We start from the raw sequence: 22310 nt of genomic DNA on the forward strand, positions 1-22310 counted from the left end.
CTTAGGCCCTCAGCAGATCATTGATGCTGGTCTTGGCGCGGGTTTGCGCGTCGACACGCTTGACGATCACGGCGCAGGCCAGGCTGTGCGAACCGTCGGCCGACGGCAGCGAGCCCGGCACCACCACCGAACCCGACGGCACGCGGCCGTAGGTGATCTTGCCCGTGGCGCGGTCATAGATCTTGGTGCTTTGCGACAGGTACACGCCCATGGCCAGCACCGAGTTCTCTTCGACGATCACGCCTTCCACGACTTCCGAACGGGCGCCGATGAAGCAGTTGTCTTCGATGATGGTGGGGTTGGCTTGCAGCGGCTCGAGCACGCCGCCGATGCCGACGCCGCCGGACAGGTGGACGTTCTTGCCGATCTGGGCGCACGAACCGACGGTGGCCCAGGTGTCGACCATCGTGCCTTCATCGACGTAGGCGCCGATGTTGACGTAGGACGGCATCAGCACCACGTTGCGGCCCAGGAACGCGCCGCGGCGGGCCACGGCGGGCGGCACCACGCGGTAGCCGCCTTGCTTGAACGCGTTGTCGCCGTATTCCGAGAACTTGAGCGGCACCTTGTCGTAGAACTGCAGCGGGGCCTGGCCCATGATGGCGTTGTCGTACAGGCGGAACGACAGCAGCACGGCCTTCTTGATCCACTGGTGCACGACCCAGTCGTCGTTGATTTTTTCGGCCACGCGCAGGCGGCCCAGGTCCAGACCGTCAATGGTGTGCTCGACGGCTTCGCGCACTTCGGCGCAGGCATCGCCGAACGACAGGTTGGCCCGGTCGTCCCAGGCTTTTTCGATGGTGGTCTGCAGGTCGAGAGTCATAACGGGGTCAGCTTTTCAAAGGTTGATCAAACAGAAGTATGTACAAAATGGGCAATGCGTTCGGCCGCCTGCACGCAATCGGCCAGCGGCGCCACCAGGGCCAGCCGGATGCGGCCCTGGCCGGGATTCACGCCATGCGCGTCGCGGGCCAGGTAGCTGCCCGGCAGCACGGTAACACCGGTGCGGCCATAAAGGTCGCGGGCAAACGCCGTATCGGACCCCGGCGTGGCCGCCCACAGGTAGAAAGACGCCTGCGGCCGGGACACGTCCAGCACGTTTTGCAGGATGGGCAGCACGGCCTCGAATTTTTCCCGATACAGGCGCCGGTTGTCCTTGACGTGGGCTTCGTCCGTCCACGCCGCGATACTCGCGGCCGACACGATCGGGCTCATGGCGCTGCCATGATACGTGCGATACAGCAGGAAGCGGCCGATCAGCGTGGCGTCGCCCGCCACGAACCCCGACCGCAACCCCGGCACATTGGACCGCTTGGACAGGCTGGAGAACGCCACCAGGTTGCGGTAGTCGTTACGGCCCAGGCGGCGCGCCGCCTGCAGACCGCCCAGCGGCGGATTGCCTTCGTCCAGGTAGATCTCGGAATAGCACTCGTCCGACGCGATCACGAAGCCATGGCGGTCCGACAGGGCGAACAGGTCTTCCCATTCGTCCAGCGTCATGACGTTGCCTGCCGGGTTGCCCGGCGAGCACACGAACACCAGCCGTGTCTTTTTCCAGACCGCGTCCGGCACCTGGTTCCAGTCGCAGGCGAAATTGCGCAGCGCGTCCGCGTTGACGTAGTAGGGCGTGCCGCCGGCCAGCAGCGTCGCGCCCTCGTAGATCTGGTAGAAGGGGTTGGGGCAGATCACTACCGACCCGGCCGACGGGTCGATCACCGTCTGGGTAAAGGCGAACAGCGCTTCGCGCGAGCCCAGCGCCGGCAGCACCTGGGTGTCGGCGTCGGGCGCCGGAATGCTGTAGCGCCGCGCCAGCCACTCGGAAATCGCCCGGCGCAAGGCCGGATCTCCCTTGGTGGACGGGTACACCGACAGCCCGCCCAGGTGGTCGCGGATGGCCTGCCCGACGCGCTCCGGCGCGGCGTGCTTGGGCTCGCCAATCGACAGGTTGATGGGCGTCAGGCCGTCCGGTTGCGAGCTGGCCGAGGCCAGCAAAGCCCGCAATTTTTCGAACGGGTAGGGGTGTAAAGCATCGAGGCGCGGATTCATGACGCAAGATTTTAACAAGCAAGCTACAATAGCGGGCTTGGCTTTGCGAAGGTGGCGAAATTGGTAGACGCACCAGGTTTAGGTCCTGACGCCGTAACAGGTGTAGGGGTTCGAGTCCCCTCCTTCGCACCAAACCCCTATTAGATGCTGTTTTGGCCCGGGTGGCACCCCGGGCGGGCAGTGTCTGCAAGACTGTTGCAACTGGCTTTCAGGCCGGGTTGCAGCGCGGAAACCCCCTTGGCAGGAATGCCTTGGGGGTTTTTGCTTTGGGCGGAGCTGGCTTAGGGCGGGGACTACAGCAGGAAAGGAAGCAAAACGATGCCGTGGACTAGAACAAAAACGCCGAATAGAGTCATGTCGTATTCTCCCCTGGCGCTTTGTTTGGTTGAAAAAAAGTAGTCAGCACCATATTGCGCGTAAACCGCAGCCTGACACGCTATTCCTCGCCATATCACTCGGCAGTCGAGGCATGCTTTTCACGTACACGAAGCAATCGATCAGTTCGTCCAGTTTCGGCGCGTTGTGCCAGTGCCTGGCGGCTACAGCCGCGGCTTCATGGGGCTGGCAATTGAGCCGGAATAACGAGTAGTTGGGATAGCCGGAAATCGGGTCTTTCACCGGCTCGGCGATATGCAGGCCATGCAGAATGCTGCATATCCATTCCCATGTGGATATGCTTTGGTTATAGAAAGCCAGGATATCGAGATCCCAGGTTTCGTTTTCGGCGGTGCAGGCTTCGCAGAACGCGTTACCGTTTTTCTGATGCATGTCCAGTGCCGCATTCCAATACACCAAAGCGAAATAGGCATCCAGAGCTTCAGCAATCAAGGTCATCGCCGTCAAGGTCGGAAAGCCGTCGACGCTATCAGCGTCGGGTGACGGGGCGATGACCCACTTTGCGGCAACCGCACGGCACTGGGTAGACCGCCCGGCAATCGCATTGCAGGGCAACGTTGGGAATATCCCTGCTTAAGAAACCGCCCCACAAGCCGTATTTACTCATAGCCCCGCATTTCGCGCTCGGTTTCAAAGGCAGCTATGGCACGCACAAACTCCGACCTGGTACGTCATTCAATAGCAGCCGTCACGCTGGTCTGTGCCATCGACGGCATGAGTCCGACGAACGCTCAATCCGTGACAGGCACCGGCCAAATCACGCCAGGCTCGGTCCAGACGCCCACCTGGTCTGTCGGCGCGGACCTGATCGTGGGAAATACCGCGGCTGGCTCACTCACCATCGACTCGGGCGCAACGGTCGACAACAGCGACGCCTACATCGGCAACCAGACGGGCAGCGCGGGCACGGTGACCGTGTCGGGCAGCGATGGCAGCGGCCAGGCCTCGACCTGGACGAACGCCGGCACGATGCGCATTGGGGTGGAATCGGGCAGCAACGGCGCGCTCAATGTGCTGGGCGGTGGCGCGGTAAACAGTGACTCGGCCATCATCGGCGACGAGAGCGGCAGCGTGGGGGCCGTGACGGTCTCGGGGGCGGGGTCGACACTGACGCTTTCCACGGCTACGGCATTCCAGATCGGCCGCGATGGCCGCGGAACGCTCCTGATCAACGACGGGGCCGTCGTGCACAGCGGACAGGCCAGCATCGGCCTGGGCAGTGGCGAAGGGCATGTCACGGTCGCCGGTGCGCGAACGGTCTGGGACCCGGTCGGCAATATCTATGTGGGCCTGGGCGGCACCGGTGAACTGCGGGTTCAGGATGGCGCCGAGGTCAGCACGGTCGGTCCGGCGGGCCCCACGTCTGCCGCAAGCATTTACATCGGCTTGAGTGGCGGCAGCGTCGGCACGGTGACGGTATCCAGCGCGACCGCCGATACGTCCTCGCTCAGCGCAAGCGACGGCATCGACGTCGGTCAGAGCGGCGACGGTACGCTGAACATCGAGAAGGGCGGCTGGGTGCGGACGGGTTTCGACACCTGGATAGCCCGCACGGCCACGGCCACGGGCACGCTGAACCTGAACGGCGATGCCAGCGGCCGCGGCGTGCTGGAAACGGGCGCCGTCGTCAAAGGGGCGGGCAACGTCACCCTGAATCTGAACGGCGGCATCCTGCGTGCGAATCGCGACGAATCCGATTTTCTAAGCGGCTTTGCCACGCAGGCCGTGGGCGCCGGTGGCGCCTGGTTCGATACGAATACGCATGAGGTCGGCGTAGGCACCGCGTTTTCCGGCGCATCCAGCTTGACGAAGCTGGGCGCGGGCACGTTGACGCTGACCGGCATCAGCACGGCATTCACGGGTAACACCGAGGTTCGTGCAGGAACGCTGCAAGTCGACGGCGTACTGGGGGGCTCGATGAATGTTCTGGCCGGCGCGCGGCTGACCGGTACGGGCCAGGTCGGCGCCACCGGCAACCGTGGCACGATCGCGCCGGGCCCGCGCAGCGGCTTCGGCACGCTGACGATTGCCGGCGACTATGGCGCCCAGGGCGGCAACCTTGAAATCAGGACGAAGCTGGGCGATGACAACTCGCCGACGGATCGATTGGTCATCACCGGGGGTACGTTCGGTACGACCCCCGTGACCGTAACCAACGTCGGAGGCGAGGGCGCGCTGACCCAGCGCGGCATACAGGTGGTGCAGGTCAATGGCCTGTCGGCGGGGCAGTTCAATCTGGCCAATGGCGACTACGTCATCGCCGGCCAGCCGGCGTTGGTGGCCGGGGCCTACGGCTATGTGTTGCAGAAGGACCCGGCCAACGGCAATTGGTATTTGCGTTCGTCATTGACGCAAGTTGGCGCACCCGAAGCCGGCGTGCCGGGCGTTGGCGCACCGGAAGGCGGCAATGGCCCCTCCGGCGCGCCGGGTCCTTCCATGTACCAACCCGGCGTGCCGGTGTACGAAGCCTATGCCAACACATTGCTGTCGTTGAGCCAGCTGCCCACCTTGCGTCAGCGCGTCGGCAATCGCCTCTACGATGCGGCGGACACGGGGCGCAATGGCGTGTGGGGCCGGGTGGAAAGCACGACCAGCCGCGCCAGTCCCTCGGTGTCCAGCACGGGCCAGCACCAGAATACCGACAGCTGGAAGGCGCAGTTCGGCGTTGACCGGATACTGTCCGGCGAGCAAGGCGGTTCGCGTCTGGTCGGCGGGTTCAATCTGCACTACGGCACGGCCAAGACCCATGTGTCGTCGCGCTATGGCGATGGCAGCATCGACACCACGGCCTACGGTCTGGGCCCGACGTTGACCTGGTACGGCAACGACGGTACGTACGTCGACACCCAGGCCCAGGCGACATGGTTCAACAGCGACCTGAATTCTCGTCTGGCGGGCAAGCTGCGTGACGGCCAGAATGCGCGCAGCTATGGGCTCAGCGTCGAAGCGGGCAAGCCGTTCGCACTGAAGGAAGGGCTCGCGCTCATCCCGCAGGCCCAGCTGAGTTACGTGTCCACCCACTTCAGCCGCTTCAACGACAGATTCGACGCACGGGTTGAAAGCGACAAGGGAGACAGCCTGCAGGGCCGTCTGGGCGTGGCGCTGGACTACCAGCGTAACTGGCATGACGCCAGCGGAAAAGCGCGCCAGGCCAGTGTCTATGGCGTGGTCAATGTGAAACGTGAATTCCTGGACGGAACCCGGGTGCAGGTATCGAGCGTGCCGGTCAGCAGCCGGATGGGGCGTACGTGGGGCGGCATGGGGGTGGGGGCCAACTTCGGTTGGAACGAACGCTACGCGCTCTATGGCGAGGTGGGCGCCGACGCCGATTTCTCGGGCAGTTACGTCGTGACCGCAACGGCGGGTTTAAGGATCGCGTTCTAGATAGCCAAACTGGCTTTATTTGCAGTATCGGATAAGGTGGAGGCTGGCCAGCGGACCGATGCAAGCCGCCGTCGGCACATTGATCCCCACTTTATCGAGGTCTCACCGCATGAGCGCCGCGTCCGTTTTTGTCCTTTGCAGTTTCCTCACGCTGGCCGTCTTGATGATGATCGGCAAAGCGGTCAATTCAGCTGCGCGAGCGCCGCAGATGAACGGCGCGCGAGTCGCTTTCTGGACTTTGCTGATTGCCATGGTCGCGATCCCGGTCGGCCTGCTGGGGTATTTCGAGCTATTCCAACCCAGCGAAGACCTGGAGCTTGCCTACGCCCGCGGGGGGCTTGCCGGGGAAATCAGCTCGGGGATACTGCCGGCCGTGATCGTGGCGGGGATACTCTCGTTCTGGTTCTCACGTCGCCATGGAAAGAAGCGCAGAAAGACTGTGGCAAGTCAGTAGTGGCGCAAGAACACCAGAACGAGCGCCGCCACCAGGATGCTCATCGAGATAAGGGTCTGGAACCTGTGGCAATACACCGCTTCTTTGGGGAAGGGATGCCCGTGATTTTTGAAGCGGTTGCGGGTGATCTTGACCAGATCGCTAATGGCGAGCATCAGACAAACCACTGCAATAGCCATCAGTACCCAATAAAGCAAAACTCTCATGGTTGCCCGCGCCTGGGGAATGCCACGTCATTTTGGGAAAAGGGTGCTGGGCCCCCATTTTCTCCCAAGCGGCGGTTCTCGGGTAAAGGCACCTTTTATCCGCCATCCAGGCTTGCTATAAAGACGGGTCAAGCCTGTTTTTCCAGCGAGGGTAAATGTCGATTCAAACGCTTTGCCGCGGCAGCGTCCTGCTGTTGTGCGCCGCCCTGGTGTCCGGCTGTTCTTCATCAACCCCGTCGCCCTGGTCTTCCCCCAATCCCGGTTCGGTCTCTGGTACGCCCGCGTCGCGCGTGTCGCTGGAGTGCCGTGTCACCAGCTGTCTGTACGACGGCAAATACGAGCCGGGCGAGCGCGACTACGCCGAAGCGGAAGCCAAGCGCTTGAACCGCGCGGAAATGGAGCGGCTGCGCCGCGCGGCCGGTAACTGATCCCGGCTGCCCGCAGCAAGCCTTAACGCGTGACCGGTTCTGCCCGGAGCCGAATGGCGAAGGTGGCTTGCGGGTCCTTGTAGGCGGATGGGCTGTCGGCGCCGATGTCGATCCGCGCGCTGTCGCTGGCGGCATACGACTTGTTCGAGAAATGCTTCACGATCGTGCGGGGGCTTTGGCTGTCGGCCAGGCCGATCGCGGGGCTGAAATCCACCAGGTCGTGATGAAAGTCGGCGACTATGCCCACCAGCGCCCAATGGCAGACACCTTGGCCGAAATAATCTTCGTCGCGGAAGGGATTCAGAACGACCTCGGTGCGGAAGGTGCCGTCTTCTTGTCGTTCAAACGTGACCGGCACGCGCTGTTCCGGCACGACGGTCGCGCCCGTCACGGGCGTCAGCGGCGCGCAGGCGGCATTATTGACACGGTAGTCGGCGTGGCCGTCGACGCTGTCGAATGGACCCGGCGCGCTGTCGACCGTGGCAAGGATGGCGAGGCGTCGTGGGGTGTCGGGGTTGGGCTGGACGGCCACGTCGGGCGTGGCGGCGGCGTATGCCGACTGGGCCAGCCCCGAGATCAACGCGAAACCTGCGGCCAAGGGCAGGCCGGTGAAGGCGCCAACGCGCTTCATGGCGTTCACTTGGCGGACTTGGCCGGCATCGGCGCCAGCGTGTCGTATTGGTCGATCTGGCCCACGTCGACCCAGCCCGCGGCGCAGTCGCCGGTGTAGTCGCCGTCCTTGCTGCGCTGGCAGGCCTGGCCGCTTTTGGCGGCCTTCCATTGCACCGGCAGGTCGGCGTCCTTGCACAGATTGTTGCCGCGGCATTCCGGCACGCTGGCGGTGGGCACGACGACGACGTAGTGGCGCTGGGTCTCGCCCTTGCGCGCCATGGCGGGGATGCAGACGAATTGGCGATCCTGCACGTGGGCCACGGATTTGCCTTCGCCGTCGATGCGGTCGTTCAGGTCCAGGCCGCCATCGGCCGCGATCGAGCCGAACGCGGCGCCTTCGCCGCAGTTGCCGAAGTTCACGGAAAAGCCATCCGCGGTGCAGGTCGCACCGCCGTAGCCGTCGGCGCGGCACTCGATCTTCGAGGCGGGCGTCATTCGCGTGAGTTGGGCTTGGGCGATGGTGGCGGCGTTATCGCCAGTTGAAGCGGCCAAGGCCGTCGCGGCGCACAGGCTTGCGGCCAGGGCGGCCAGCAGATGGGGCAGTGAGATCTTCATTGGGGGCTTCCTGAGAAGGATCGGAGTGCGATGCAATCGGCGGGAATTGTAATGCCGGGACAGGAACGACGTGGTGTCCATGTCAGGCGGGTGGGGCGGGTTGAGCGGCCGCGCCAGGCGCTTTGCCATACAGCACCCGGGCGCACACCACGCCGCCGACCAGCCCTGGCAATCCCCCCATGAGCAACAGCGACGTCAGGTCCGACCAAGAGTAGTCGCGTGAACCGAATCCCAATTGGAAAATCACGGCATACAACCCGCCCAGCAGACCTGGCCAGCAGTACGAACGCCGCGACACGTGGGCCGGCCGAAAGGCGCCGGCCACCATGCCGGACAGCAAGGCCGGCACCCCGCCGAAGAGGTAGGAATAGGGCGCCAGGAAAATCATCATCGGCAGATTTTTCAGCGCGTCCAGGTCGAGGGCCGCGACGGTGACCAGCAGCGCAAAAGCGCCAACCCCCACAGGCGGACCCAGGGCGACAAACAGGCCGGCGCCGCCCGCCGCGCCTCGCAAGATATCGCCGGGCGTCTTGCCGGCAGGACGGCGCGAGATGCGCCACAACAACGCGGCCAATGACAGCGCCGTCAGCACACAAACGGAAAGCAACAGCAAAACGGGGTGTCCTTATTCAGGCGCCGGCTTGTTGGGGAACAGGTTCAGCGACAGGATGGCGTCGGGGTAGGTGGCCAGCAGCATGCCGGACATATGGCCGTGCAGCGCGCCGAACAATGACCAGTTCAAGGGCTCGGTGCCGGGCAGCAGGTCCAGCAGCATCAACTGGCCGGTGCGTACCGTGCCGACGAAGTAGGCGCGTTCGTCGTGCTGGCCGGTAGGGGTGGCGCGGTAGATCTTGGTGGCGCGGGCGCTATCGTCCTTGCGCCAGGTATTGCCGCCCGTACTGGTCTTGGCGCCGATGGGCGCGATGTCCGCCTGGATGGTTTCCCAAAGCGCGCGGGCGTTGGCGGCGTAGACGACGATGGTCATGGGGCGCAGTCCTGTAAGAAAGAGGGGACGCAGCAAAGTTACCAATGTCGCGGGGTTCCGGCAAGCGTCCGGTGACGCGCCGCCGTCGGCCTGGGCGCCGCGCGTGACGGCACTAATCGCCCGCCAGTTCGCGCAGCTCGCTGGCGCGCGTGGCGTTCAGCACCATCGGGCAGTAGCCATACATCGGCGACCCGACATGCGCGCCGGCCAGCGAGCAGTGGCCGTTGCGGTAGACCAGCCAGGCCTTCTGCGCTTCTTCGAGCTTGACGGCGTCGTCCGGAAACTCGGTGGCCAGGCGCGCATGGATCTTGGCGTACTGGGCGTTGATCTCGCGCTTGGCCGCGGACGAGACCGCGCTGGAGCACGCTTCGACGGTGCCGTTGTTGACGGCACCGGCGTCTTTCAGGCAGCGGTCGTACTGGTCCATGTAGTCTGGCGGGGCAGCCAGGGCCAGGGCGGGAGACAACATCAAAGTCAGCGCGAAAGCGTGTCGGATCATGGTGGCGCGAAGGGCATTCCAGGGGGGGTGAACAGGGGGAACGCGCGCTCGAATCAGCGCGCAGGCCAAGCATACCGCCTGTCGCCGATTGGTGTTTCTTCTGCTTGACACCCGGGTCGGCGCACCAGTCGCATGCGTATGGGGACGGCGCGTGCCTGTATTTTTCGTTGCGCGGCGAAGTCGCCGTCGAGGACCGGGCTACGTGGTATCGGCAGGCCTGGGACGCCGCCAACTTGACAGCTTCGAAGGCCTGTCGCAGGACAAGGGCGGCGTCGACTACCTGGCGGATATCGGCGTGGCCAGCCTGGTGTCCACCCGCGTCGCCACTATCCAGCGCGCGAACCGCGCCGGCATGGTGACGATGCAGAAGGTGTTCGTGACCGACCGGTCCACCTGGCCGCGCAGTGTCAAGGCGCTGGAACAGAGCGACCCCAACCTGGTACAGATCATGCTGGCGCCTATGCTGGCCCATATGGCGCCGCAGCGCCTTCGGTCGGCTGTGGCGGACGTCAGTCCAGCCGCGCGCCGGACTGTTCCACCAGCGTCTTCCAGACCGGCAATTCCTGCTGGTAGCTCGCCAGAAATTCCGTGGGCGAGCTACCCGCGGGAATGAAGCCCATGTCGATCAGCCGGGCCTGGACCTGCGGCGTGCGCACCATATCGTGCATTTCGCGGGCCAGGCGCGCGACGATGGGCGCGGGCGTGTCCTTGGGCGCGGCCAGCGCCACCCAGCCAACCAGGCGATAGGCGTCTTCGCGCAGGCCTTGTTCGGCCAGCGTGGGGGCATCGGGCAGCACGTCCATGCGCTTGTCGCCGGTGACGCCGATGAGCTTGAGCCGGCCGTTGTCGATGTACGGCTTGGTGCCCAGCGCGCTGGCGAACGCCAGCTGGATGCGACCGCCGATCAGGTCCTGCAGCATGGCCGATTCGCCCTTGTAGGCCACATGGGTCATGTCGCCGTGCTGCGAGGCATCGAGATAGGCCAGGCCCAGGTGGCCGTACGAGCCGACGCCCCACGAACCATACGCCACCTTGCCAGGATTGGCGCGAACGTATGCCAGCAACGCTGGACCGTCCTTGGCCGGTACGCTGGGGTGCGCCACCAGCGTCACGGGCGCGATAGCAATTTGCGAAATCAGGACGAAGTCGCGCAGCGTCTGGTAAGGCAGGTGGTGGTACAGAAACTGGTTCTGCATCAGCGAAGAGCTGAGCGACACGGTCAGCGTATAGCCATCGGGCGCGGCCTTGGCTGCGGCATCGGTGCCCATGATGCCCGACGCCCCCCCGCGGTTTTCCACCAGCACCGGCTGCCCTAGGCGGTTCGACAGGCGTTCGGCCACCATGCGCGCCACGATGTCGGTGGCGCCGCCTGCGTTGTAGGGCACGATGATGCGGATGGGTTTCGTGGGCCACGCGGCCTCGGCGTGCAGCGGGCCGGCCAGCGCCAGCAGGGCCAGTGCGCTGCCCGTCAGCCAGCGGCGGCGGGATCGTACGGTGTTGCCCTGGGTCATGCGCATGTCTCCGGATCGGCGCGTGAGGCGGCGGGGCGGGATCGCCACGTCGCTGTCGCGCTCGTTCCTGGATTCTTGTCTTGCGACGTGTTTTTTACAATGCGAGGTCAGGTTGACAGCATGTCAAACGGCCTTTGACGTCGGTAATTCAGCGTAATTCGCTGCGCCGATACAGGCTCAAGCCCAGCGCCAGCAACGCCAGCATGCCGGCGCAACCGCGGTTGACCCAGGTCATCACCCGGGCCGAAAACGCGCGCATGGCGTGGCGGCCGCCATAGGCATACAGGCACATCATCACGCAGTCGATGGCGGCGCTGACCAGCGCCAGCGCCACGTACTGGCGGGCAATCGGTGCTGCCGGCTGAATGAATTGCGGCAGGAAAGCCGAGAAGAACAAGATGCCCTTGGGGTTTGACAGGCCCACGAACAGGGCCCGCAGAAAGGCCTTCTTGCCGGTGGCGGACACTTGCGCCGCATTGACCTGCAACGCACGCGCCGGCGAACGCCAGATGGCCCAGGCCAGATACAGCAGGTATGCCGCGCCGCCCCATTTGACGACGCTGAACAACTGTTCCGATGCTTGCAGCAGCGCGCCCAAACCGCAGCCCACCGCGCCGATCAGCAGCAAATCAGACAACATCGCGCCCGCAATACCAAAGCCTGCGACGCGCATGCCGTGGCAAGCGCCGTTGTTCAGCGCCAGCAGCATGGATGGGCCGGGGCTGACCATGACGGCGCTCACGGTGACGACATATAGCAATAGCGGGGTGGCGTCCATCGGTCATGGTGAGGGTAGGAAAACAGCGCCAAGCATAGCAATGTCAACAATCGAAAGGAATTTGCATTGCTTGGAAGTTGCCGGCGCCGCTTTGGCCGACCATCGAGTTTTCAGCTTGGAGGGCGAATCGTGTACTCACTATCAAAGCGCTGCGGCGCGGAATTCTTCGGCACGTTCTGGCTGGTGCTGGGCGGTTGCGGCGCGGCCGTTCTGGCGGCGGGCTTTCCGCAATTGGGCATCGGCTTCGCCGGCGTGGCGCTGGCATTCGGCCTGACGGTGCTGACGATGGCCTTTGCGGTCGGGCACATTTCGGGCGGCCACTTCAATCCCGCGGTCACCGTCGGCCTGGTCGCGGGCGGCCGTTTCCCCGCCCGGGAAATCCTGCCCTATATCGTGGCGCAGGTCCTGGGGGCCATCGCGGCGGCAGCGGTACTGGCGGTCATTGCCGACGGCAAGCTGGGATTCGACCTGAAGGGCAGCCACTTCGCCGCCAACGGCTACGGCGCGTATTCGCCGGGCAAATACTCGATGGGCGCGGCGCTGGTGACCGAGGTCGTCATGACCGCAGGCTTTCTGTTCGTGATCCTGGGCGCCACCGCCAAACGCGCCCCGGCGGGCTTTGCCGCCATTCCCATCGGCCTGGCCTTGACGCTGATCCACCTGGTCAGCATTCCCGTCACCAATACGTCGGTGAACCCGGCGCGTTCCACCGGCCCGGCGCTGTTCGTGGGGGGCTGGGCGCTGGAGCAACTGTGGTTGTTCTGGATCGCGCCGATTGCCGGCGCGATCATTGGCGCGCTGGCGTATCGCCTGGTGAGTGAGCCGGCTACCGAGGGGTAGAGGATCGGCGCTCAGTCCAGCGCCTGCAACTGCATCACCTGCGCGTCGCTGGGGAACCCTCGCGTGCGGTAGCGCACCGGGTACACCTCTTCCCGTTCCAGCAAGGGCGACAGCACCGTCAGCGCCTGTTCCCAGTCGACCACGCGGACTTCGCCGATCTCGTCGTCGGCATCCGGGCGCACCAGCGCCAGGCGGTCGACCTGGGGTAGCGATGTATCCACGCCGCGCGTCCAGGAAGCCACCGAGAAAGACGCCGTGGCGTCGTCGTTCTGCGTGAACAGGTTGTAGTTGGCGACAAAAATGTCGACGCCCTGTTCTTCGTGGATGCGGTCCAGCGTTTCCTTCTGGGCGTCGTAGTCGCCCTTGGCCAACAGGCGCGCCAGGTGATTCAACTGGCGGCGCGTCGCGTCTTGCGGGGGCTGATAGCGTTCGATGCCCGCGTCGGTATAGTGATACATGTGTGGCGATACCGGCCGGCCATGCGGCACGACCTGCTGACAGAGTTCAGCCATCTTCATCAGGCCGGCGTCGTCGTTGTCGCCGCTGACCAGGAGCAGGTCGCGGGTGGGCATCATGAATACCGGACGGCCGCGCACCGGCACGCGCTCAAGCATGTCGGGCAGCAGCGCGCGGCTGGTGTCGTAGCCGTCTTCCCAACCGCCGCTGTAGACCCCTGGCGCCACTTCCATGAAGTCATCGGCCGAGTCGCGCAGGTTGTCGATGGCAATCGCCAGCGCCTGGTCGAACGAGATGCCCCACGCCGCTTCGGGGCCGTTGGTCAGCGTCGAGATGGATTCGGGGTGGTCCAGCGCCAGCAACACGACGCAGTCGTCGCCGAAAGGGCGCAGCGCGGGGTGGAAATCGGCGTCGTTGCCATCGGTGCGCACATGATGCATGCGTACGTCTTCGATCGCGCCCAGATTGCGGATCACGGGCCGTAGCAGCGGGCGGGCCTCGGCCAGCGATTGCGGCACCGCCTGGCCGCTGCTGAGCAGGGTGGACACGAAGCCTTGCAGGGCGCCTTGTCGCTGTCCGCCGGGGGCGTTGCAGTAGGCGTGATAGGCGTTGTGCAGATTGAAGTACGAACCTTCACCCTGCAGCAGGCGGAATTCGTCGGCCTTGTAGGCCAGGTCGCCGCTGTAGCCGCGTTGCCGCACGGCGGCGATGAAAAGCTTGGCGAACTGGTCCTGCGTTGGCTTGCGCCGTAACAGCGAGTCTAGGAATCCCATGCTTTTCTCATGTGGTTGACGCGGCGCCGGGTGGCGTGGCGTCGCCCGGTCACGCTGCGTCGCCGTGGGTGCGGGATGCGGGTGTTGCCGGGTTGTCGGCCGGGCGGGCGGCGGCCTGCTGGCGGATACGGGCCTGGGTGTCAGCGTCCACCAATTGGCGCAATTCGCGGAACAACGGCAGGGCGTCGGTGTATTTGCGGCCGTAGTCCAGGTTGAAGGCGTAGTCGAAGTCTGGCTCGTTGGCGCCCTGGTTATGTTGCAGCAGGGTCTCAAGCTTGTCCATGGCTTTCACCGCTCGGGCTTCGGGCGAGGCGGCATTCTCGTAGTCGTCCCACAAGGCCAGCAATTGAGCGCGGGCGGGGGCGTCCAGCGGGCTGGCCAAGGCCAGCAGGTCCTGGCGTTCCTGGGCGCCCTTGTCGGACCCGGGCGTCTGCTCGATGGCAGGCACGTCGCCATGGATGGCCTCGCCCAGGTCGTGGATGACGCACAGCTTGAGGATGCGGGCGAAATCCAGGCCCGTCAGGCCCTCTTCCAGCATCATTGCCATCAGGCACAGGCGCCAGGTGTGTTCCGCGGTGCTTTCCTGGCGGCCGCCCGAACTGCGGGCGCTGCGCAGCACGTCTTTCAGTCTTTCGGCCTGGCGGAGGAACTCCAGCCGGCCCTGGAGGGTGTCGGTGTCCATGAATCAGGTTGTCGTAAGTCTGATATCAATATTCTGGCGGGCGTTGCCTGGATAGACAGGCCCACACGCCTACGAGTGTATCTTGTGACTGACGCCGCCATCCCGACCGCCCCTGCCGCCGACCTGCACTACGACCGGGCCACCATCGCCTTTCACTGGCTGACGGTCATCCTGGTGGTCGGGCTGTTCGCCCTGGCCGAAATCTGGGGCTTCCTGCCGCGCGGCACGCCCACGCGGCGCCTCTTGCAATCGCTGCATATCTCGTTCGGCTTGCTGTTTGCCGCGGTGTTCGTGCTGCGGGCGTTGTGGCGCCTGGGCGCGGGCCGCCGGCTGCCATCGGCCGGGGCAGGCTGGCTGCGGCTGGCCAGTTCAGGCATGCACGGCTTGCTGTACCTGTTGCTGGCGGCGCAGATCGTGCTGGGCTTCCTGTTCCGGTGGGCCCAGGGCGAGCCCTTCGCCTTCTTCGGCCTGTTCGACATCCCCACGCTGATCAGCATCGACCACGAACAGCGGCGCTTCATCGGCGGCCTGCACAACACCGTGGCCTGGAGCATCATCGTGCTGGCCTGTCTCCACGCGGTGGCCGCCTTGTTCCACCACTACGTGCTGCGCGACGGCGTGCTGCGCCGCATGACCTCCAGCCGCTGAAGCGTGCCAAAAAAGGCACGCCAGGCAGCCGGATCGGGGGTGGGCAGGTTGTACATTACGCACTATTACCTGCTTCACCTTTACAGGACCGCCTCATCATGACCGCCCCGAAAGTCGTCATCTCGCCCTCGATCTCCTGCGCCAATGACCAGCCCTTCGTGCTGTTCGGCGGGATCAACGTGCTGGAATCCCTGGATCTCGCCCTGCGTTCCTGCGAGGAATACCAGCGCGTGACCACCAAGCTGGGCATCCCGTACGTGTTCAAGGCCTCGTTCGACAAGGCGAATCGCTCCTCGATCCATTCCTATCGCGGTCCGGGCCTGGAAGAGGGCATGAAGATCTTCGAGGCGGTCAAGAAGGAATTCGGCGTGCCGGTCATCACCGACGTGCACGAACCGTGGCAGGCAGCCCCCGTCGCCGAAGTCGCCGACATCCTGCAACTGCCGGCCTTCCTGGCGCGCCAGACCGACCTGGTGGTGGCGCTGGCCAAGACCGACCGCGTCATCAACATCAAGAAGCCGCAGTTTCTCAGCCCCACGCAAGTGCTGAACATCGTTGAAAAATTCACCGAAGCCGGCAACGAACAACTGATCCTGTGCGACCGTGGCACCAGCTTCGGCTACGACAACCTGGTGGTCGACATGCTGGGCTTTGGCGTCATGAAGAAGGTGTCGGGCAATCGCCCCGTGATCTTCGACGTCACGCATGCGCTGCAGCAGCGTTCGGCGCTGGGCGCCGCGTCCGGCGGACGTCGCGAACAGGTGGCCGACCTGGCGCGGGCCGGCATGGGCGTGGGTTTGGCCGGCCTGTTCCTGGAAGCCCACCCCGACCCCAAGAACGCCAAATGCGACGGTCCCAGCGCCTTGCCGCTCGACAAGCTCGAGCCATTCCTGACCCAGCTCAAGCAGCTGGATGACTTGGTGAAATCCTTTGCGCCTATCGACATCGAGCCCTGACCCAAGTTGTCATCGCAGGTCAGCCAAGTTGTTATACGATCCGGGCCAAATACTTTAGGGAGGCCTGGATGTCTTTTTACGCGATCGTCGCCGTTCGTAAAGAACCCGTCAGCGGCCATGTCGCCTATGTGCGCTGGGGGCTGGCCGAACGCGGCGTGCCCGGCTGGGTCAGCGACCCTGTCACCGCGGCGGCGTCCGAAGTCATCGAGGCCATCAAGGCCGGCGCCGACGTCGAAACCATGATCAGCGTCGACGGCCTGTCGGTGGCTTCCCGCCCGGTTCGTGTGCTGGTCGACGACGACGGACGCGAGCACCTGGCTTCGGTGCCGGTGCCCAGTTCGACGCTGCATACGGTGTTCGATCTGCCCGAGTTCTAGGACGCCGGCCTTCGGCCTCGGGAATACCCTGCTTGCGCGGCATCGGCCGCAGCGCGACCCTGCTGGAGTCACCGCCAGAAGGGGGTCTGCATGTCCGAGTCGGAACTTGCCAGCGCCACCGCGGCCCCCCGTGCCCGCAGACGGCGCATTTCCTGGATCTGGCTCGTGCCCGTCGTGGCCGCCGTCGGTGGCCTGCTACTGGTTCTACATGCCTGGCTGGCGGCCGGCCCCACCGCCACCATCGCCTTTCGCACCGCCGAAAGCCTCGAGGCCGGCAAGACCCAGGTCCGCTTCAAGGAAGTGGTGGTCGGCATGGTCGAGCGCGTGGCGCTCAACGACGACCGCTCGGGCGTGGTGACAACGATCCGCCTGAATCAAGACGCTGCCGACCTGCTGCGCGACGGCACTGCCTTCTGGGTGGTGCGGCCGCGCCTGACACTCAACGGCGTGTCCGGCCTGGGGACGTTGCTGTCCGGCGCCTATATCGGTGTGGACCCCGCCGGCCCCCGCAAGGACGGCGCCAAGGCTGCGTCCAAGACCGCATTCACCGGCCTGGAAACCCCGCCACAGGTGTCGCAGGACCGGGGCGGCAAGCGTTTTGCCTTGCAGGCCCGCGATCTGGGCTCGCTGGAAATCGGGTCGCCGGTCTACTACCGCCGCGTCGCGGTGGGCGAGGTCATTGGCTATCAACTGGAACGCGGCGGCGCGGGCGTGACGGTCGAGGTGTTCGTCGACACGCCCTACGATGCCTATGTCAATGCCGGTACGCGCTTCTGGAATGCCGGCGGCATCGACTTCAGCGTGGATTCGCGCGGGCTGAAGGTCCGTTCTCAATCGTTGCTGTCGGTGGCGATTGGCGGCCTGGCGTTCGAAACCTTCGATGCCAGCGAGCACCCGCCCGCGCAGGCCGGCGCCGCGTTCGGGCTGTTCCCCAATGAAGAAGCCGCCCGGGCGCAGCCCGATGGCGAACCCTTGCGGATACGCCTGCGCTTTGACCAATCGGTGCGCGGGCTGGCTGTCGGCGCGCCCATCGACGCCTTTGGCGCGACGTTAGGGCAGGTCGACGCGATCAACCTGGATTTCGACAACACCACCGGCCTGTTCTACGCGGTGGTGTCAGCCACGGTCTATCCCCAGCGGCTGGGAGCACAGGTGCTGGGCGAGGTCAAGGAATACACCGGCCCGGACCTGTCACGGCCCACCGGGCGCCTGCTGACGTCACTGGTCGAGCGCGGCCTGCGCGCGCAACTGCGTATCGGCAACTTGCTGACCGGCCAACTGTATGTGGCGATGTCGGTGTTCCCCGACGCCAAACCGGTCACTTTCACGATGGAGGAAGTGCCTTTCCTGCCCACGGTACCCAATAACCTGGATCAGCTGCAACAGCAGATCAATCGCATCATGACCCGTCTGGACAAGGTGCCGTTCGACTCTATCGGCACCGAACTGAGCGGTCTCTTGCGGGCGGCGTCCAGCCTTGCGCGCAGGCTGGATACGCAGGTGGCGCCGGCTGCGCAGGCGCTGTTGCGCGAGGCCAGCCAGTCGCTGGCGGCCGTCGGCAGCATGCTGCAACCCGATGGCACCTTGTCCGTGGACACCGACACTGCGGTGCGGGAATTGGGCAGAGCCGCCCGGTCGCTGCGGCAATTGTCGGACTTCCTGCAGACCCGCCCGGAAGCCTTGTTGCGGGGCCGCGGACCGGACTCGGCCAGGCAGGCGCGCTGACGCGGCGTGCCGCAGGCTCGCGCCGGCCAGTCCGCGCGGCCGGACCGGCTATTTCCCCGAACCAGTGCAGCCGTATCGGCGGCAATGGTAGTTTTTCCACTGTCGCGCACCTTTCCCGAGTGATATCAGCGGGCACCGCCCGCCCGGTGCCCCGGTGCACAGCGGGCATGGCGCTTGCTGCTGTCAGCCTGTCTGATCGCCACGGTCCTCGGGGCCGCGGCCCGGCTTCACTGGGGACTCAGTATGGACCATAACGAAATGATGGCTCGCATGATCAGCAAGCCCGTCGCGCCCGGCAAACCCGAGGGCTGGGACGGCATCTTGTCTGCCTACGCGGATTGTCTGATGAAAGTGCAGGCCAAACTGACCGACGAGGACGTGAGGGGGTTTTTGGAGGTGGGCGCGCGGGTGTTCAGGACCTGCTGCCAGGAAGAGGCCAAACAGCGCTGGACCGCAGAGCAACTGGCTGCCTACCACCGCAAGCCTCCGGCACCGGCTTAGCGGCGTGGTGCTGCGCCAGGGGCTACAGGCACTGGCGCAGTGCGAACTTGCGGCCGAAGGCGCGGATTTCATCGCCATCGACCGAGGCGGCCACATCCCAGTGGTCGCCCCGCGTCACCAGCACCGACTGGGACGAAAAAGCATGGCGCAGCGCGAACATCCAGAAGGCGGCTTCCGAGCCGACCGGCGCCAGGTCGTGCGGCCCGATCCGCAACCGTTCAGGACGGGGCGTCGCACCCAGTGACCAGCGCAGCGCGATCGCCAGGAACGCGAAGCGCGCCGAGGCAGACGACGGTTGGACGCAAAACACGCGAATCTTCGGGTTCATGGAATGTGGCCTCCAGCAATGTGACCCAGCCTAGCAAAGAAGGTTGCATCGTTCCATACCGCGCTCGGGCGAGGCGTGCGCAAGCGTACGGCGACGTGGCTTGTCGGCCGGCACCCTTCAGCAGACCTTACTGATCCGCCGGCACCCGGGTAAAGACATTGGTGACGATCATTTCTTCCGGCCGCGTGGTCCCAGGCGCCGGCGGGGACATGAGCTTGTCCATTTCCTTGCGGTCCTGGACGCGGGTCAGGCTCAGGTGATCACCCTGGATTTTCACGTAGCGGATCGACGCCACGCCCAGCTCGTACTTGCTGGTGGACTGCTCCAGCGTCTGTTCGATGCGCTTGGCGTCCAGCCAGCGGTAGGTGCCGCTGGACACCATGCCGGGGCCTTGCATCGACCAGGTGCCGTCCGCGCGGAATTCCGCGACACCCGCGCCGCCGGCCGGTTGCGGCGGCAGCGCTTGCCCGTCCACGGTGCGCAGCATCGTCTGGTGCCGCCATTTGCCAACCAGGGCTTGCACGGCGTTGGGCGCAGGTGGTTGGGCGGCGGCTGGCGTCAGCGCGGCGCTGCTGAGCAGGACGGCAAGGGCATAGGAGCGCAAGAGCTTCATGGTGCGGAATCAGGCGATCAGAGGGTTGGCACGCCGGCGGGTGGGGGCGGGGCTTGCAGCGGGTTTGCCGCATTATGCGCGTCGGCGACGCCCGCGTCACGGCTCGCGCCGCAGTCCTTGCAGCAGCAATTCCTGCGCCTGCAGCGCCAGCGCCAGCCGGTCCTCGCCATCGTCCCCGGCGGCAATCCAGAATGCGCTTTCAGCCAGGCCGCCATAGAGCATCCGGGCCAGCGCGAACGGGTCGGCCGGGCCGATGCGGCCTTCCTCCATCAGGGTCTGCAGCAGTGCGCCCAGCGATACGCTGCATTGGTCTTGCGCGGTGTTGCCGTTGTGGCCCAGTACCGCGCGGGCATCTTGCAGCACGATCCGGCGGATCTCCGGCTCGGTCGCCATTTCCAGATAGGCGCGGCAGCGTTCGAGCAAGCCCGTCCAGGCATCGGGCGCGCGCCGGGAAATGGCTTGTAGCCGTTCGTCCATCTCGCCGTCGATCTGCTCGACGACCGCTGCCAGCAAACCCGACTTGTCACCAAAATGGTGATACAACGCTCCTCGGGTCAGCCCGGCGGCGGCGGTCAGGTCGTCCATCGACGTCGCCGCGTAGCCAGCGAGACGGAACGATTCCCGGGCCGTCGCCAGCAGCTTCCCGCGGGTTTCTTCAATCATCTCGGCGCGCGATCGCGACATGGTGGGGCTCCCGTTGCATACGCCGCGTATGTTAATTGACATACGATGGGTATGTGAATACGATCTTACATACGCTTCGTATGTCAATCTGTCCGGCGGCCAACGCCGCCGGCCTGCAACATCCCCAGAGGTTTCGGGTGTCGAATCCCTATCGCGAATTATTCAAGGCGCCGGGCGCCGCAGGTTTTGTCGCCGCGTGCGCGGTTGCGCGCCTGGCCTTGCCGATGATCGGCATCGGCATCATCACGATGCTCTCGCAGGTGCGCGGCGCCTATACCCTCGCCGGTGCCGTGGCGGCCACGTTCGCGCTGGCGACGGCATTGCTGGCGCCGCGCATTTCCCGCCTGGTCGACCGCCATGGCCAGGGCAGGATCCTGCCGCTGGCAGCCGGCGCCAGCGTGGCGGGGCTGGTCGGCCTGGCGATCTGCGTCCGTACGGGGGCGCCGGACTGGACGCTGTTCGTGTTCGCGGCGCTGTCGGGCAGCCTGCCCAGCATGCCTGCCATGGCGCGGGCCCGCTGGACCGAGATCTATCGCGACCAGCCACAACTGCGCACTGCCTACGCGCTGGAATCGGTCTTCGATGAACTCAGCTTCATCATCGGGCCGCCGGTGGCGGTGGGCCTGTGCGTCTTGCTATTTCCCGAGGCCGGCCCGCTTGGCGCGGCGTTGCTGCTGGGCGTCGGCGTCACGGCGTTCGTCATGCAGCGCGTCACCGCGCCCAAGGTGCAGCCGCGCGAAGAAGGCCGCGAAGCGTCGGTGCTGGGCGTGCCCATCATGCGGCAACTGACCACCATGATGGCCGCCATGGGCGTCATCGTCGGCACCATCGATGTGATGAGCGTGGCGTTCGCCCGCCAGCAGGGCCTGCCGGCAGGCGCCAGCGTGGTGCTGTCGGCCTATGCCTTGGGCTCGTGCGTGGCCGGCCTGGCGTTCGGCGTGCTGAAATTCCAGATGCCGCTGGCACGCCTGTTGGCCATCGCCGCGACGGTCACGGCCTTCACCACGGTGCCGCTGTTGCTGGTGGGCGACCTGTTGACGCTGTCGCTGGGCGTCCTGCTGGCCGGCCTGTCGTTTGCGCCCACCATGATCATCGCCATGGCGATGGTCGAAGGCAGCGTGCCGGGTCGTCGCTTGACCGAAGGGCTGACCTGGCTGGTGACGGGCCTGGGCGCGGGAGTCGCGGCCGGGGCCGCCCTGGCGGGCTGGATCGTGGACCATCACGGCGTAGGGGCGGGTTTCTGGACGGCGGTGGGGGCGGGCGCCGTCGTGTTGCTGGTGGCCCTTTATGCTGCGCGCGGCGCCAAGCCCGCACCGGCGGCAGCATGAACGCCCCGTGGCTCTAAAATGCCGATAGCGCCGGGCCGCGGGGCGCGGCGCCTACAAGGAGAACCAATATGTCCCGAACCGTCGTCAATCCCGACACTGTCTTCAACTCGGTGCAATACGGCTTCAGCCAGGCGGTCATCGTGACCGGCCAGCGGCGCATGCTGCTGTCCGGCCAGGTGGGCGTCGATGCCGACGAACGCACCGTCGGGCCCGGCCTTCAGGAACAGACCGAGGCCGCGCTGGACAACATCGAACGCGTCCTGGCCGCCGCCGGCGGCACGCTGGCGCAGGTCATCATGCTGCGCATCTATATTTGCGACACGGTCCGCGAAGACCAGGAAGTGATCGCCCAGGCCCTGCGCGACCGCTTTCCTAAAGATCCGCCACCCTCGTCGTGGGTCATCGTCAGCGGCTTGTCGCTGCCGGAATGGCTGATCGAGATCGAAGCCGAGGCCATGCTGGACTGACGCCGCCGCAAAGCAACG

The 22310-nt window shown here is 65.4% G+C and carries 27 protein-coding genes, 1 tRNA gene and 1 pseudogene; 13 read left to right on the plus strand and 16 right to left on the minus strand.

The features are described from left to right. Position 1 precedes the first annotated feature (1 nt). Both dapD and dapC read right to left on the minus strand, forming a co-directional pair. The gene (dapD, locus tag AC3WMR_RS13205; RefSeq protein WP_263910910.1) at positions 2-823 is read right to left on the minus strand and encodes a 2,3,4,5-tetrahydropyridine-2,6-dicarboxylate N-succinyltransferase; all 822 of its coding nucleotides are present in this window, start codon (positions 821-823) and stop codon (positions 2-4) included. Positions 824-849: 26 nt separating this feature from the next. Next, a complete protein-coding gene (gene dapC / locus AC3WMR_RS13210; RefSeq protein WP_492265384.1) occupies positions 850-2046 on the minus strand; it encodes a succinyldiaminopimelate transaminase in 1197 nt (398 codons plus the stop codon). 45 nt (positions 2047-2091) lie between these two features. Between dapC and AC3WMR_RS13215 the strand changes: the two genes are divergently transcribed. After that, positions 2092-2178 (plus strand) — tRNA-Leu (locus AC3WMR_RS13215). A gap of 267 nt (positions 2179-2445) precedes the next feature. Here AC3WMR_RS13215 and AC3WMR_RS13220 read toward each other — a convergent pair. After that, the gene (locus AC3WMR_RS13220; protein WP_492265385.1) at positions 2446-2889 is read right to left on the minus strand and encodes a hypothetical protein; all 444 of its coding nucleotides are present in this window, start codon (positions 2887-2889) and stop codon (positions 2446-2448) included. Positions 2890-3084: 195 nt separating this feature from the next. Here AC3WMR_RS13220 and AC3WMR_RS13225 point away from each other — a divergent pair, with 195 nt between their 5' ends. Then, the gene (locus AC3WMR_RS13225) at positions 3085-5826 is read left to right on the plus strand and encodes an autotransporter family protein (RefSeq protein ID WP_492265386.1); all 2742 of its coding nucleotides are present in this window, start codon (positions 3085-3087) and stop codon (positions 5824-5826) included. A 109-nt stretch (positions 5827-5935) separates the two neighbouring features. Beyond that, a complete protein-coding gene (locus AC3WMR_RS13230; protein WP_492265387.1) occupies positions 5936-6280 on the plus strand; it encodes a hypothetical protein in 345 nt (114 codons plus the stop codon). Here the strand turns inward: AC3WMR_RS13230 and AC3WMR_RS13235 are convergent. Then, positions 6274-6486: a hypothetical protein gene (locus AC3WMR_RS13235; protein ID WP_492265388.1), complete on the minus strand. Its 213-nt coding sequence runs from the start codon at positions 6484-6486 to the stop codon at positions 6274-6276. The two genes, AC3WMR_RS13230 and AC3WMR_RS13235, sit on opposite strands and share 7 nt — an antisense overlap. 155 nt (positions 6487-6641) lie before the next feature. Between AC3WMR_RS13235 and AC3WMR_RS13240 the strand changes: the two genes are divergently transcribed. Continuing rightward, on the plus strand, positions 6642-6914 hold the full coding sequence (locus AC3WMR_RS13240; RefSeq protein WP_492265389.1) for a hypothetical protein: 273 nt from the start codon (positions 6642-6644) through the stop codon (positions 6912-6914). A 22-nt stretch (positions 6915-6936) separates the two neighbouring features. Here AC3WMR_RS13240 and AC3WMR_RS13245 read toward each other — a convergent pair whose 3' ends face one another. From AC3WMR_RS13245 to AC3WMR_RS13265, 5 genes are all read right to left on the minus strand, one after another. Next, a complete protein-coding gene (locus AC3WMR_RS13245; protein ID WP_492265390.1) occupies positions 6937-7545 on the minus strand; it encodes a hypothetical protein in 609 nt (202 codons plus the stop codon). 5 nt (positions 7546-7550) lie between these two features. After that, positions 7551-8141 (minus strand): hypothetical protein, encoded by a 591-nt coding sequence (locus tag AC3WMR_RS13250; RefSeq protein ID WP_492265391.1) that lies wholly within the window; start codon positions 8139-8141, stop codon positions 7551-7553. An 82-nt stretch (positions 8142-8223) separates the two neighbouring features. Next, positions 8224-8754: a hypothetical protein gene (locus AC3WMR_RS13255; protein WP_492265392.1), complete on the minus strand. Its 531-nt coding sequence runs from the start codon at positions 8752-8754 to the stop codon at positions 8224-8226. 12 nt (positions 8755-8766) lie between these two features. Beyond that, positions 8767-9126 (minus strand): hypothetical protein, encoded by a 360-nt coding sequence (locus AC3WMR_RS13260; protein ID WP_025135956.1) that lies wholly within the window; start codon positions 9124-9126, stop codon positions 8767-8769. Between the two features lie 112 nt (positions 9127-9238). After that, the gene (locus AC3WMR_RS13265) at positions 9239-9595 is read right to left on the minus strand and encodes a lysozyme inhibitor LprI family protein (protein ID WP_492265393.1); all 357 of its coding nucleotides are present in this window, start codon (positions 9593-9595) and stop codon (positions 9239-9241) included. A gap of 262 nt (positions 9596-9857) precedes the next feature. Between AC3WMR_RS13265 and AC3WMR_RS13270 the strand changes: the two are divergent. After that, positions 9858-10101 (plus strand): annotated as a pseudogene (locus AC3WMR_RS13270) (glycerol-3-phosphate responsive antiterminator); the annotation flags it as partial. A gap of 33 nt (positions 10102-10134) precedes the next feature. Here the strand turns inward: AC3WMR_RS13270 and AC3WMR_RS13275 are convergent. Then, positions 10135-11136, minus strand: a complete 1002-nt coding sequence (locus AC3WMR_RS13275; RefSeq protein WP_492265394.1) for a Bug family tripartite tricarboxylate transporter substrate binding protein — start codon at positions 11134-11136, stop codon at positions 10135-10137. 148 nt (positions 11137-11284) lie between these two features. Continuing rightward, a complete protein-coding gene (locus AC3WMR_RS13280) occupies positions 11285-11914 on the minus strand; it encodes a LysE family translocator (protein ID WP_492265395.1) in 630 nt (209 codons plus the stop codon). Positions 11915-12043: 129 nt separating this feature from the next. Between AC3WMR_RS13280 and aqpZ the strand changes: the two genes are divergently transcribed. Continuing rightward, on the plus strand, positions 12044-12754 hold the full coding sequence (gene aqpZ, locus AC3WMR_RS13285; RefSeq protein ID WP_492265396.1) for an aquaporin Z: 711 nt from the start codon (positions 12044-12046) through the stop codon (positions 12752-12754). An 11-nt stretch (positions 12755-12765) separates the two neighbouring features. Here aqpZ and AC3WMR_RS13290 read toward each other — a convergent pair whose 3' ends face one another. Both AC3WMR_RS13290 and AC3WMR_RS13295 read right to left on the minus strand, forming a co-directional pair. After that, positions 12766-13983 (minus strand): DUF1444 domain-containing protein, encoded by a 1218-nt coding sequence (locus AC3WMR_RS13290; RefSeq protein ID WP_492265397.1) that lies wholly within the window; start codon positions 13981-13983, stop codon positions 12766-12768. A 49-nt stretch (positions 13984-14032) separates the two neighbouring features. Next, positions 14033-14665: an HD domain-containing protein gene (locus AC3WMR_RS13295; RefSeq protein ID WP_492265398.1), complete on the minus strand. Its 633-nt coding sequence runs from the start codon at positions 14663-14665 to the stop codon at positions 14033-14035. A gap of 84 nt (positions 14666-14749) precedes the next feature. Between AC3WMR_RS13295 and AC3WMR_RS13300 the strand changes: the two genes are divergently transcribed. The 5 genes from AC3WMR_RS13300 to AC3WMR_RS13320 all read left to right on the plus strand — a co-directional run bounded on the left by AC3WMR_RS13300 (position 14750) and on the right by AC3WMR_RS13320 (position 18872). Further along, the gene (locus AC3WMR_RS13300; protein ID WP_492265399.1) at positions 14750-15313 is read left to right on the plus strand and encodes a cytochrome b; all 564 of its coding nucleotides are present in this window, start codon (positions 14750-14752) and stop codon (positions 15311-15313) included. Positions 15314-15411: 98 nt separating this feature from the next. Continuing rightward, the gene (kdsA, locus tag AC3WMR_RS13305; RefSeq protein ID WP_492265400.1) at positions 15412-16269 is read left to right on the plus strand and encodes a 3-deoxy-8-phosphooctulonate synthase; all 858 of its coding nucleotides are present in this window, start codon (positions 15412-15414) and stop codon (positions 16267-16269) included. 68 nt (positions 16270-16337) lie between these two features. Further along, positions 16338-16646, plus strand: coding sequence for a DUF3892 domain-containing protein (locus AC3WMR_RS13310; RefSeq protein ID WP_492265401.1), 309 nt, complete (start codon positions 16338-16340; stop codon positions 16644-16646). 90 nt (positions 16647-16736) lie between these two features. Next, positions 16737-18371: a PqiB family protein gene (locus AC3WMR_RS13315; RefSeq protein WP_492265402.1), complete on the plus strand. Its 1635-nt coding sequence runs from the start codon at positions 16737-16739 to the stop codon at positions 18369-18371. Between the two features lie 243 nt (positions 18372-18614). Beyond that, complete coding sequence (locus AC3WMR_RS13320; RefSeq protein WP_492265403.1) at positions 18615-18872, plus strand: hypothetical protein; 258 nt, start codon at positions 18615-18617, stop codon at positions 18870-18872. Positions 18873-18894: 22 nt separating this feature from the next. Here AC3WMR_RS13320 and AC3WMR_RS13325 read toward each other — a convergent pair whose 3' ends face one another. The 3 genes from AC3WMR_RS13325 to AC3WMR_RS13335 form a co-directional block, all read right to left on the minus strand. Beyond that, entirely contained in the window at positions 18895-19200 is a 306-nt protein-coding gene (locus tag AC3WMR_RS13325; RefSeq protein WP_025135974.1) for a hypothetical protein, read from the minus strand. Between the two features lie 127 nt (positions 19201-19327). Then, complete coding sequence (locus tag AC3WMR_RS13330; protein WP_492265404.1) at positions 19328-19813, minus strand: hypothetical protein; 486 nt, start codon at positions 19811-19813, stop codon at positions 19328-19330. A gap of 96 nt (positions 19814-19909) precedes the next feature. After that, the gene (locus tag AC3WMR_RS13335) at positions 19910-20497 is read right to left on the minus strand and encodes a TetR/AcrR family transcriptional regulator (RefSeq protein WP_492265405.1); all 588 of its coding nucleotides are present in this window, start codon (positions 20495-20497) and stop codon (positions 19910-19912) included. Between the two features lie 137 nt (positions 20498-20634). Here AC3WMR_RS13335 and AC3WMR_RS13340 point away from each other — a divergent pair, with 137 nt between their 5' ends. Further along, on the plus strand, positions 20635-21825 hold the full coding sequence (locus AC3WMR_RS13340) for an MFS transporter (RefSeq protein WP_492265406.1): 1191 nt from the start codon (positions 20635-20637) through the stop codon (positions 21823-21825). Between the two features lie 68 nt (positions 21826-21893). Next, entirely contained in the window at positions 21894-22292 is a 399-nt protein-coding gene (locus AC3WMR_RS13345; RefSeq protein ID WP_175217599.1) for a RidA family protein, read from the plus strand. Positions 22293-22310: the final 18 nt, after the last annotated feature.

The organism is Achromobacter sp. FW305-C-28 (assembly GCF_058783235.1).